Origin of the sequence: Pseudoflavonifractor sp. 524-17, assembly GCF_009935845.1 — a bacterium.
Lineage (GTDB): Bacteria > Bacillota > Clostridia > Oscillospirales > Oscillospiraceae > Pseudoflavonifractor_A.
This window is the reverse complement of sequence record NZ_QWEK01000027.1, coordinates 57,896-68,926: the sequence shown is the minus strand read 5'-3', so window position 1 is coordinate 68,926 and position 11,031 is coordinate 57,896. Positions and strand designations below refer to the sequence as shown.

Sequence of the window (11,031 nt, the reverse complement as noted above, 5' to 3'; positions counted from 1 at the left end):
ATCACAATCACAGTTCCTTTTGGAAGCGCTGAAAGCAGGTGCTCTTGAAACCATTTCTCAAACCATTCGTGGTTCATGCCCAAAGAGTGAGAAGAGCTGGAAATAATAAAACGAGGGATTCCGTCGGAACGGGATCCCTCGTTTTTGTATTGCAACACAGATAATCTACTTGTTAGCTTCAAAACAGATCTTACACAAAAACTGTCGCAGAACTACCCATTCTGCGACAAGGTATAGATAAAAGATTTATTTTATAATAGAATACCACATTTCCTTTAGATAAACAAGCCCTAACCCTCAAATTTTTTAAAATTTCTGTCCATGTATACACTATGACACTAAAATATAAGATGCAGGGCCATGAATGTAACTGATACGATGTTCTCTATAATCGGATAGGCAGTCAAATAAGCAGTCAAAAGTAGCGCTTTCCGGCATGATCCTGACTTAATCAACTTGGAGGTATACACAATGTCAAAAAAGGGTGAAAATATTTTTAAGAGAAAGGATGGACGCTGGGAAGCCAGATATATAAAAGGCTACGAACTCTCTGGTAAGATCAAGTACGGGTTCTGCTATGGCAAGACTTACAGGGAAGCCAAGGAAAAATCCATGCAGTGCAAGGCTGCCTTGCTGGTAAAAATGCCCCTACCTGTAACCAGCCGCCGCCACCACAGGTTTTCCTTTTTCTGTGAAGAATGGCTGCATTTAAAAAAAGAGAAAGTGAAGGAGTCTACTTATGTAAAATATAGCACAATCCTTACACTCCACATCCTACCAAAGTTAGGGGCATGTTTTCCATTAGGTCTTAGTACATCTCTTGTAGAGCAATTCCGGCAGGAACTCTTCCGCGATGGGCTTTCAGCTACCTCTGTGCGGGATACACTTATTGTCCTGCGTGCAATTTTGAAATATACATCTGCACAGTTTCCTGGCACCTTTCCTGCTGTGGAAATTCAATATCCCAAAGAATCAAAGAAGGAAGTACGGGTCCTCTCGATAGAAGAACAGCAATACTTTGTTTCCTGTTTGCGGAAGGAAATAGACGTATGCAAGTTTGGAATCTTGCTAGCGTTGCTGACTGGTCTGCGGATTGGCGAGTTATGTGCTTTGCGCTGGGAAAATATATCCCTAAATAGCAAAACCATCCGTGTGGAAGCGACTATGCAGCGCCTGCAGAATATAGATGGTACTAGTGAGAGCAAGACGAGAATTATTATCAGTGCCCCCAAAAGCGATTCTTCTATCAGGACGATCCCGATTCCTGACAGCATAGTCGGCCTCTGCCGGCAATTTGATCCGCACTGCCTATCCGCTTTTATTTTAACAGGGACACAGGATTATATGGAACCGCGTAAACTCCAACGATATCTGAAGAGACTTACAAAAGAATATGGGCTGAAAGATGTGCATTTTCATACACTTCGCCATAGTTTTGCTACCAGATGTATGGAGGTAGGTTTTGAGATCAAGAGCTTGTCCGAAATACTTGGTCACGCCAATACTTCCATCACACTTAATCGCTATGTGCATGCCTCAATGGAGGTTAAACGGAATAATATGAATCTGCTGGCGTCAGCGGGCTTCTGAGTTTTGAGCAGTCAAATTTTTTAGTCAAGCCCTGGCAACAGGAGAAATATTATGTGCTGCTGAAACCTGAAAACACTTGCGGTGCAATAAGAAGTAGAAATTCTTTGATTAGGATATGAATGTATCATACATAGAATGGGTAGTTCTGCGACAACCGCCGACAGAACCTTAAGGGTTTCAAGATTATATTCTGAGCGTTACAAATGAAGCAGAAGCAACCTGCTGAGGAACAGGAAATTTCAATAAAAAGAAAGTGGGATTTTATGAGAAGTCATGACCAACCGAGGGTTGATGCTTCTATCAGTATAAAAAGAGTCTTAATAATCGCAACTGTCGCTTATATCATTCTAGCGCTCCTTTTCTATTGGCTTTTGGGGGCTCAACTTCACTTTCGGCAGTCCCGAGGGAATCTTTCCCTGCCAGATGCTGAATTGGGAACATTAGATTTAACTGAAGGAGTTGTTGTAGAGCAGACATTCTCCGTCAAAATTCAAAGATTACAAGCTGTTTCTGTACAGTGGGGAACTTATCATCGTGCAAACCAAGGGACGCTCACAATGGAACTGTATGATTTGCGCAGTAATACCCTTGTCGCTCGTAAGCAGTTTGATGTAGCAACTATTCAAAATCTTGGCTTGACCACCATAACAATGGAAACTCCAGTTGAAACAGTATATGACGCGCCTCTTTTACTTAGAGTTTTTGCAGATTCAATGCCAGGAAAGGCTGCTTTCCCCTTGATGTGCTCAACATCTCAAGGAGAAAACTTTGCTCTTACTCTCAACGGAAAACCTACTGCTGGCATCCTATGCTTCTCGGCTTCTGGGGAAGATTATATTTGGACAGGTCTGCACTATTGGGAATTCGTTATAGAATTTGGACTGCTATTTTTGCTGAGTATTGGGTTAGTATGGCTGCGTTGGAAAAAGGGCAAGCACAGTTATGTGGTTAATTCCCTTGTTGCGGTGAAGAGATATCAATTTCTGATTCGGCAACTGGTGTCCAGGGACTTCAAAAGTAAGTATAAACGATCAGTGCTGGGAGTGTTCTGGAGCTTCCTGAATCCTCTGCTTACTATGGCGGTGCAATATATTGTCTTTTCCAATCTATTCCGCTTTGATGTACCTCACTATCAAGCCTATCTGATTATTGGCATCGTCTTTTTTAACTTTTTTTCCGAGTCTACCGGTATGGCCCTCGGTTCCATTATCGGCAATGCTGGGCTCATCACTAAGGTCTATGTGCCCAAGTATATCTATCCGCTGACCCGGGTGCTGTCTTCACTGATAAATCTAGTGATCTCTCTCATCCCACTGCTGCTGGTGACAATATTTTCCGGCATTTTTCCTACCAAAGCGTACCTGCTGGTTCCCTTTGTACTGGCATGTCTCGCAGTGTTCTGCTTAGGGATTGGGATGTTGCTGGCGGCAGCCATGGTGTTCTTTCGGGATATCCAATTTCTCTGGGGCGTATTGAGCATGATCTGGATGTATCTGACGCCAATCTTCTATCCAGCCAGCATTTTGCCGGAGAATGTGGCGTGGGTATTGAATTTGAATCCATTGTATTACTTTATTACTTTTGCACGAACCTGTTTCATCGAGGGTATCTCACCGGAACCCATCGTGTATGTCCAATGTGCCCTGATGGCGCTTGGAACGCTACTGGTGGGGGCGCTCGTATTCCGTAGGACCCAAGACCGGTTCGTGCTGTACCTGTGAGGGGCCTGTTATGAGTAAAATGGTAATAGAGGTCAACGATGTAACCATGCGGTTTCGAATGAACAACGACCGGATTATGTCCTTAAAGGAGTTTGTGACTACAGCCCTGCGTGGAAAGCTAGAGTGCAACGAGTTCGTAGCCTTGGATCACATATCCTTCCATGTGGAGGAGGGCGAGACACTGGGCCTTGTTGGACGCAACGGTGCGGGAAAGAGTACGATGCTGAAAGTGATCTCCGGCATTTTGAAGCCTACGGAGGGCAAGGTGGTCACAAAAGGAAATATTGTACCTATGCTGGAGTTGGGCAGCGGCTTTGACTTCGACCTGACAGGTCGAGAAAATATCTTCTTAAATGGCGCAATCTTGGGATACAGCGAGGAATTTTTGAAAAAAAAGTATGAGGAGATTGTAGCGTTTTCTGAGTTAGGACAGTTTATTGAGATCCCTATTCGGAACTATTCGTCGGGGATGCTAGCACGGCTAGCTTTCTCAGTAGCGGCCATGGTTCATCCGGAGATCTTGATCGTAGACGAGATCCTGTCTGTGGGGGATGCGGCGTTTCAAGAAAAGAGCCGGAAGCGGATGTTAGAACTGATGAGCGGCGGTACAACGGTACTCTTTGTATCGCATAGTATTGAGCAGATTCGAGAGATGTGCAGCAGGGTTATTTGGCTTGAACAGGGACATATCAAAATGATGGGAAAAGCGGACGATGTCTGCAACTCATATACAATTTGAGAACACAGAAATAGAGTATATCTCGTGTCTGTGTATGGGAAAAGAAGACATTGAGCAATTATATTGTATTTTTATTAGCAGGCTAAATAAGAACTATAATTTTGTGGGGAGGACTCATGCGGCGAATCTGTTGTTTTTGCGAAAGATGGGCGTCTGGAGGGATCGAGTCCTTTCTCTGTAATGTATTGACCCGGATAGACTTGGAGAAATTCCAAGTGGATATCGTATCCGTAAGTAACGAAGAGAGCCTTTTTACACATACGCTTGAAAAGAATGGTGTCCATTTTTTTCAGCTGTCTGGCAGCCAACAAAAAATAGTAGAAAATTATAATATTTTCCGAATATTGGCAGAAAAACGCAGATATGATGTGTTCCATTTGAATGCGTTTCAAGGACTGTCCCTAAATTATCTACATATTGCGCAACAAGCTGGTATACCGATGCGAATTGCCCACAGCCACAATACGTCTCTCCGGAAGAGTCCAACAAGGCCGCTAAAGATGGCAATCCATACTTGGGCAAAGAAAAGGTATGCCCAAGATGCCACGGAATTATGGGCATGTTCTCAGCCTGCGGCAGAATTTCTATTTTCCAATCAGGCTTTGAATTATAAAGGTTTTCGGTTTATTCCTAATGGAATAGATACCCAGCGATTTCAGTTTAATATAGATATTCGAGAAAAGGTGCGCAGAGAGTTGAACCTAGAGGGGGTATTGGTTGTAGGAAATGTTGGCCGGCTTTGTTATCAAAAAAATCAGTCTTTTTTGCTGGATGTGTTTGCAGAACTATTAAAAGAAAACCCAGAAAGCCGCTTGTTGCTGGTAGGTGATGGGGAGGACAGGGGATATCTTATCCAAAAAGCACAGCGGCGGGGCCTTTTCGATAAGGTGCTTTTCTATGGCTTAACCGACCATACAGAGCAGCTGCTATGGGCAATGGACGTTTTTATACTGCCGTCACGTTTTGAAGGGTTACCTGTTGTGGGTGTAGAGGCTCAAGCGTCTGGGCTCCCATGTATTTTTTCAGATGCAGTTACCAGCGAATGTGAATTGACAGACTCAGTACAATTTCTACCTCTTACGGCCTCCCCGCTTATGTGGGCCAAAACAATTTCGCAGATGAAAAACCAAACAAATCGGGCCGCTGCGTCTGGCATGGTAAAAAGCGCGGGATTTGATATTGAAACTGTTGCAAAGCAGATTGAATCCAGCTATTTAGCACCTCGCCATCATCATATTGAAACAAAATACCTTGCCATTATGAACTCAGATATCCCAGAGTAACTATGGCATTATAAATGGGCCGTGTAAATAGCAGCGCAAATATAGCAGTCAAAATAGAACAGGAGGTTCTTGTCAAAATGAAAGTTGTGATACTTGCCGGCGGCTTTGGCACACGAATCAGCGAGGAGAGTGTGTTAAAGCCTAAACCAATGGTGGAAATTGGTGGGAAACCAATCCTTTGGCATATTATGAAAGGGTATGCTCACTACGGCTATACAGATTTTATTATCTGCGCCGGCTACAAACAGGATATGCTTAAACAATATTTTTTTGATTATTATCTGCACAACTCTGATATCTCTTTTAACCTGGCGGACAACAGTATGCGCGTACTAAACAGTTATGCAGAAGCATGGACAGTCACGGTTGTGGATACCGGATTGAATACCATGACAGGTGGAAGAATTAAACGAATCCGTGACTATATAAAAGGCGAAACGTTTATGCTGACTTATGGGGACGGAGTATCCAATATCAATTTTAACGATCTTGAGTCATTCCACCGCTCACACGGGAAGATTATGACAATATCCAGCTACAATGTTGGTCAACAATTCGGAGTACTTGATGTTGACCAATCAGGTTCTGTCTCGGGATTTCGTGAAAAGCAACAGCAGGATGGAAGCCTGATCAATATTGGATTTATGGTATGTCAGCCAGAGGTATTTGATGTAATTGAAGGAGATGAAACTATTTTTGAAAAAACTCCATTAGAAACACTTGCAAAAGCCAGGCAGCTTCAGAGCAAATACCATGACGGCTTTTGGAAGTGCATGGATACTGTGCGAGACAAAAAAAGTTTAGAAGCACTTTGGGCCAGCGGACAAGCACCATGGAAAGTGTGGTCAGAGTAATGCAGTACATAGATTTTGGCTTTTTTAAAGGCAAGCGGATTTTTATTACAGGCCATACTGGCTTTAAGGGGGCCTGGCTGTGCCGTATTTTATTGTTGGCTGGGGCGGAGGTGACCGGATATAGTCTAGAGCCCCCTACCTGCCCGAATCTTTTCTCTTTGGCAGGGCTGGAAAAGCGAATGAATTCAGTCATCGGGGATGTGCGCAACCTTACTGCTATGAAAATAGCCTTTGACACTGTTCAGCCAGAGATTGTGCTGCACTTGGCAGCCCAACCCATTGTCCGTGAAAGCTACAGGGCTCCGGCATATACTTACGAAACCAATGTGATGGGTACAGTAAATATCTTGGAATGTATTCGTCAAAGCTGTTGTGTAAAGAGCTTTCTGAATGTGACCACAGACAAGGTATATCAAAATAATGAGTGGGTCTGGGGCTACCGTGAAAATGAACCGCTGGATGGCTATGATCCTTACTCTAACTCGAAGTCCTGCTCAGAACTGGTTACCCATAGTTACCAGAGCAGCTTTTTTTCGGATAGGGAAGTGGCTATTTCCACAGCCAGGGCAGGGAATGTCATCGGAGGCGGGGATTTTGCAAACGACCGAATCATCCCAGACTGCGTCCGGGCAGTAGCAGCGGGAATCCCCATTATTGTGCGTAATCCTCATTCCACTCGTCCATATCAGCATGTGCTGGAACCGTTGTTTGCCTATCTCATGATTGCCCAGCGTCAATATGAGAATCCGTTTTTAGCCGGCTGGTACAATGTAGGCCCAGACGAGTTCGACTGTATGACCACGGGGGAGCTTGTGGATATGTTCTGTAAGAGTTGGGGATATGGAGCTGGTTGGATTAACAACTCCGAGGTCAACGCCCCGCATGAGGCAAATTTTTTAAAGCTGGACTGTGCAAAGCTGAAAACTGCCTTTGGCTGGAAGCCTCGTTGGCATGCAGGCGAGGCGGTAGAAAAAACCGTGGAATGGACCAAGTGTTGGCTTTCCGGTGGGGACATTTCAGCAGAAATGGACAGGGAGATTAGGGCATATGTGTGCTAAACAAGCTGTAGTGATTACAGGGGCGGATGGTTTTATTGGAAGCCATCTTACGAGATATTTCATAGAGCAAAACACAGATGTTTACGCCATAGTTGTGCAGAACAGTCCAATTCGATACCGGATCGATAGCGTTCCCGGCATACACGTGATCGAGGAGGATTTGAGCAACTACAAGTCCTTTAAAAAGCTGCTTCCCCAAAATCCTTCCGCGGTGATCCATCTTGCGTGGAGCGGCGTATCGCCTGAGGCAAGAAATTCTATAGAAATTCAGCAGGCAAATTTGAATCTGTGCATGGATGCAATACGGCTCGCGGCATCAATTAATGCACAGAGATTTCTTCTCCCAGGCTCTACAATGGAGTACGCATACTGCGGTCAGGAGATTAACGCAAGTGCGCTTCCATCTCCCCAAAATGCCTATGGAACGGCAAAAATTGAAGCCCGCTATCTATGCGCCTCTATGTGTGACGAGTTGAATATTCCTTACATATATGCTGTGATTTCCGGAATATACAGCGAAGATCGAAAGGACAGCAATGTGATCTATTACACCATTGATAAGCTACTACAGGGCGAACGGCCTGCCTATACAAAACTGGAGCAGCTGTGGGATTATATCCATATTGATGACTTAGTAAGAGCACTATACCTCATCGCTCTAAAAGGAAAAGGCGGAGCATTCTACAGCATTGGCCATGGGGATAATTGGCCGCTGTCGAACTATATTTGTCAAATTAGAGATATTATTAACCCATCATTGCCACTTGGAATCGGGGAACTGCCTTACAAAAATGGAAAGCTCCCTAGCTCCTGCGTAGATTTGACTGCCATTAAGGCAGATACTGGCTTTGAGCCAAAGATCCCGTTTAGTATTGGTATCAAAGCGGTTATAGAAGCCGTTGCAAAAGAAAAACAGAGAGAAAGGATTTGAAATACCTGTGTCTAAATCAAAGATCAAGATATATGTAACTTGTTTTAATAATAAGATCACAATTCCGGACAACGACTTGTTTGAGCTAGTTCAGGGAGGGGCGGCAAACTCCGAACGCCGTCTACCTGGCATGTTGCACGACGATAAAGGAGACAATATTTCCAAATTGAATCCACGATTCAATGATGCTGCAACAATCTATTGGGCTTGGAAAAATTTTGATAATGATTACTATGGCTTTTTCCAATACAGACGCTTTTTATCATTTAATACAGAGATTCTAAAGAAAAACCGATATGAATATCCCTACGACACCAATGACGAAAAAGCATTTGCGGAGATGCGGCTATTAGATGCAGAAAAGATGAGAGGTTTTATTGAGCAGTACGATGTTATTACCTGTAATTATTTGCAGTATGACAAGGACTACTACAGCCTATATCAACAGTTCTGCGAAGTCCCCTACGAGCGTGAAGAAGACCTGAATCTTCTTATTGAGGTTATTCAGCAGAGATCTCCGGAATTTATGCCGGCCGTGCGGAAATACCTTTTTGAAGACGGGAAAGGGTATTTTGCAAATTTGTTTATTATGCGGAAGGAATACTTCCATCAGTTGTGCGAGTGGATGTTCGATATACTCTTCGAGTTTGATAGGAGGATGGACTACAACGATTACACCTTTGCACAGCGAAGGGTTCCAGGTTACTGTTCCGAGCGTTTGCTTGGGATATTTTACACATATCTACAGATGAATGAGAAAACGTGTAAATTTGGCACATTACAGAAGTGCTTTTTTCAAACAACTCGTGAACAGCCTCTGGATCCAATTTTTCCAGACAGCAAGCGCACAGTGCCCATTGTACTTTCAGCCAGTAAGCAATCTCTTCCCTACTGTAACGTTACTGTACAATCCATTATTAACCATATGTCGCCGGATCTTTTTTACGATATCGTAATCCTGCATGAGGAGATTACATCATACGCAATTAAGAGATTCGTTAAAACGGCTACAAAGAGAAATTGTTCAATCCGGTTTGCAAATGTCTCTTCTTATCTTGTAAGACATAAACTTAGGGAAGATGGGGCAGCAGGGAAAGAGGACTATTATCGCTTTGTGCTATGCGATGTCATGGGCCGGTATGATAAAGCAATCTATCTAGATAGTGGCGTAATCGCCCTGGAGGATATTGCGCATCTGAAGGAAATTGAGTTAAACGAATATGCCCTGGCGGCAGTTGTGGATACGCCAGCGAATAGTTTGAGCGATAACAGCCGGAGACTTTCTCCAAAGAGAGATACAGCGGGTTTCCAACAAGAATGCTTACAGACAGAAGTACTTCTTTTCAATGTTGAGGAATTTAGCCGGTTAGCCGGCTGGGAACAATTAATCCGAACCGCTGAGGAAAGAGCGGGATCGTCTAGCCGGGATATTTTGAATTGCACTGTGCAGGGGCGTGTAAAGCGGCTTGACGCGGAATGGAATGTCGCGGCCGAGCAGAGCGTTTACAGGCAGCCGCAAGAAAACGGCACACCTAAGATCATCCGCTATGCCGGATCGGAAAAGCCGTGGAACAATCCAAAGATAAATGGAGCGGAACTTTTTTGGGAAACCGCAAAAAGCGCCCCCCTGTATAGCGACATAGTGGCGAGACAACAGTTGAAGAAGTTTGATCGTTATTTTCCGGGCTATCTGCCGGAAGCAGATAAGAGCCTGCTGAATAAACAGCCCGACAGCAAATTGCAGAAAAGAAAGGGCGAAAAAGAAAGCAGCCCGGATTTAGCTCTTAAGCAAAACTCTTCAAGACCTTGGGAATGTATTTTGGAAGAGGCAGCTTTCCCGGACACGGGCTTATCCCCAGCCTTTGAGGCAGATAATATAGCGATTGAGCTGCTCAGCAGCGCATATTATCTGCCCTATTTGGCGGTGACAATTCAATCAATTATAGAAAGTGGGGATTCAAGCAAAAATTATGACATCATTGTTTTTACTGACGGAATTCCGAAAGAACGCCAGAAAAAGCTAAAGCGCGTGGCGGACGGCTATTCCAACGTATCAATTCGCTTTGCGGACGTCTCTCAGCACTTGGCGCTGCTAAATGGCGCACAACTCCCGCAATATGCAAAATTGATCTACTGCCGGGTTTGGATGGCACATATTTTGAAGAACTATGACCAAATCATCTGTGTAGACAGCGATATGGTGGTGACAACAGATGTCAGCATTTTTGCTGACTATGATTTTGGGGATGACTTTGTTCTTGCAGCCCATGAGTGGTGTTACGGAGAATACGGAGATGAACTTGGTTTAGATGACTGTACAAAAACTGCTATAAATGCTGGCTTCATGGTAATGAATCTAAAGAAGATCCGGGAAATATACCCTGCTATTATGATGGTTTCGCTATGTAATGCCAGAGGTTGGAGATATATGGATCAGGATATCCTCAACATTTTGTTTCAAGGAAAAATACAGTACCTAGATTATGATTGGAATTTCCGTATGGATTACGATAGTGTTGGTGCACTGCATATTACTGAGTGTTTGAACAACCCATATTATCAGAGAAAATCCCCTAAAATAATTCACTTTGCTGGGGAGGCAAAACCTTGGAAAATATCTGGTGTGAGGTATGAAGAAGAATTTTGGGATATCGCCGAGAGATCCAAGTTTTACCGTGAGATTATGGTTGCTCGGATATCTACCCCTTACTCTGCGCCATATCCAGTTGTTGCACAGCCAAAGCGACTCTTGCGAATAGACCATCCTGCACGCAAATATCTGGATGCACTACTCCCAAAGGGGACAAAAAGGAGAGAGTTTATTAAGAAAATTCTGCGCTTCTTTATAAGATAAA

General features: G+C 43.9%; 8 protein-coding genes. All 8 read left to right on the top strand.

All coding sequences use genetic code 11. From position 1 onward, the window contains the following. Positions 1-471: 471 nt before the first annotated feature. The 8 genes from D1159_RS11205 (at position 472) to D1159_RS11170 (ending at position 11,030) form a co-directional block, all read left to right on the top strand. Positions 472-1,590: a site-specific integrase gene (locus D1159_RS11205; protein WP_161845744.1), complete on the top strand. Its 1,119-nt coding sequence runs from the start codon at positions 472-474 to the stop codon at positions 1,588-1,590. Positions 1,591-1,793: 203 nt separating this feature from the next. After that, the gene (locus D1159_RS11200) at positions 1,794-3,311 is read left to right on the top strand and encodes an ABC transporter permease (protein WP_243152249.1); all 1,518 of its coding nucleotides are present in this window, start codon (positions 1,794-1,796) and stop codon (positions 3,309-3,311) included. Positions 3,312-3,321: 10 nt separating this feature from the next. Beyond that, positions 3,322-4,050 carry an ABC transporter ATP-binding protein gene (locus D1159_RS11195; RefSeq protein WP_161845743.1) on the top strand — a complete coding sequence of 243 codons (729 nt, stop codon included), beginning with the start codon at positions 3,322-3,324 and terminating at the stop codon, positions 4,048-4,050. A 116-nt stretch (positions 4,051-4,166) separates the two neighbouring features. After that, positions 4,167-5,333 (top strand): glycosyltransferase family 1 protein, encoded by a 1,167-nt coding sequence (locus D1159_RS11190; RefSeq protein ID WP_161845742.1) that lies wholly within the window; start codon positions 4,167-4,169, stop codon positions 5,331-5,333. 77 nt (positions 5,334-5,410) lie between these two features. Continuing rightward, complete coding sequence (gene rfbF, locus D1159_RS11185) at positions 5,411-6,187, top strand: glucose-1-phosphate cytidylyltransferase (RefSeq protein ID WP_161845741.1); 777 nt, start codon at positions 5,411-5,413, stop codon at positions 6,185-6,187. Further along, entirely contained in the window at positions 6,166-7,245 is a 1,080-nt protein-coding gene (gene rfbG / locus D1159_RS11180; RefSeq protein WP_161845740.1) for a CDP-glucose 4,6-dehydratase, read from the top strand. Before rfbF ends, rfbG begins: the two co-directional genes overlap by 22 nt. Further along, positions 7,235-8,176 carry an NAD(P)-dependent oxidoreductase gene (locus D1159_RS11175; protein WP_161845739.1) on the top strand — a complete coding sequence of 314 codons (942 nt, stop codon included), beginning with the start codon at positions 7,235-7,237 and terminating at the stop codon, positions 8,174-8,176. Before rfbG ends, D1159_RS11175 begins: the two co-directional genes overlap by 11 nt. Positions 8,177-8,183: 7 nt before the next feature. Beyond that, positions 8,184-11,030, top strand: a complete 2,847-nt coding sequence (locus D1159_RS11170) for a glycosyltransferase (RefSeq protein WP_161845738.1) — start codon at positions 8,184-8,186, stop codon at positions 11,028-11,030. The last annotated feature ends 1 nt before the right edge of the window (position 11,031 follow it).

What these genes read in the sequence shown, in the direction of transcription:
- D1159_RS11200 (WP_243152249.1), top strand. Translation starts at nt 1,794, where the DNA reads ATGAAGCAGAAGCAACCTGCTGAGGAACAGGAAATTTCAATAAAAAGA.
- rfbF (WP_161845741.1), top strand. Translation starts at nt 5,411, where the DNA reads ATGAAAGTTGTGATACTTGCCGGCGGCTTTGGCACACGAATCAGCGAG.
- rfbG (WP_161845740.1), top strand. Translation starts at nt 6,166, where the DNA reads ATGGAAAGTGTGGTCAGAGTAATGCAGTACATAGATTTTGGCTTTTTT.
- D1159_RS11190 (WP_161845742.1), top strand. Translation starts at nt 4,167, where the DNA reads ATGCGGCGAATCTGTTGTTTTTGCGAAAGATGGGCGTCTGGAGGGATC.
- D1159_RS11205 (WP_161845744.1), top strand. Translation starts at nt 472, where the DNA reads ATGTCAAAAAAGGGTGAAAATATTTTTAAGAGAAAGGATGGACGCTGG.
- D1159_RS11175 (WP_161845739.1), top strand. Translation starts at nt 7,235, where the DNA reads ATGTGTGCTAAACAAGCTGTAGTGATTACAGGGGCGGATGGTTTTATT.
- D1159_RS11195 (WP_161845743.1), top strand. Translation starts at nt 3,322, where the DNA reads ATGAGTAAAATGGTAATAGAGGTCAACGATGTAACCATGCGGTTTCGA.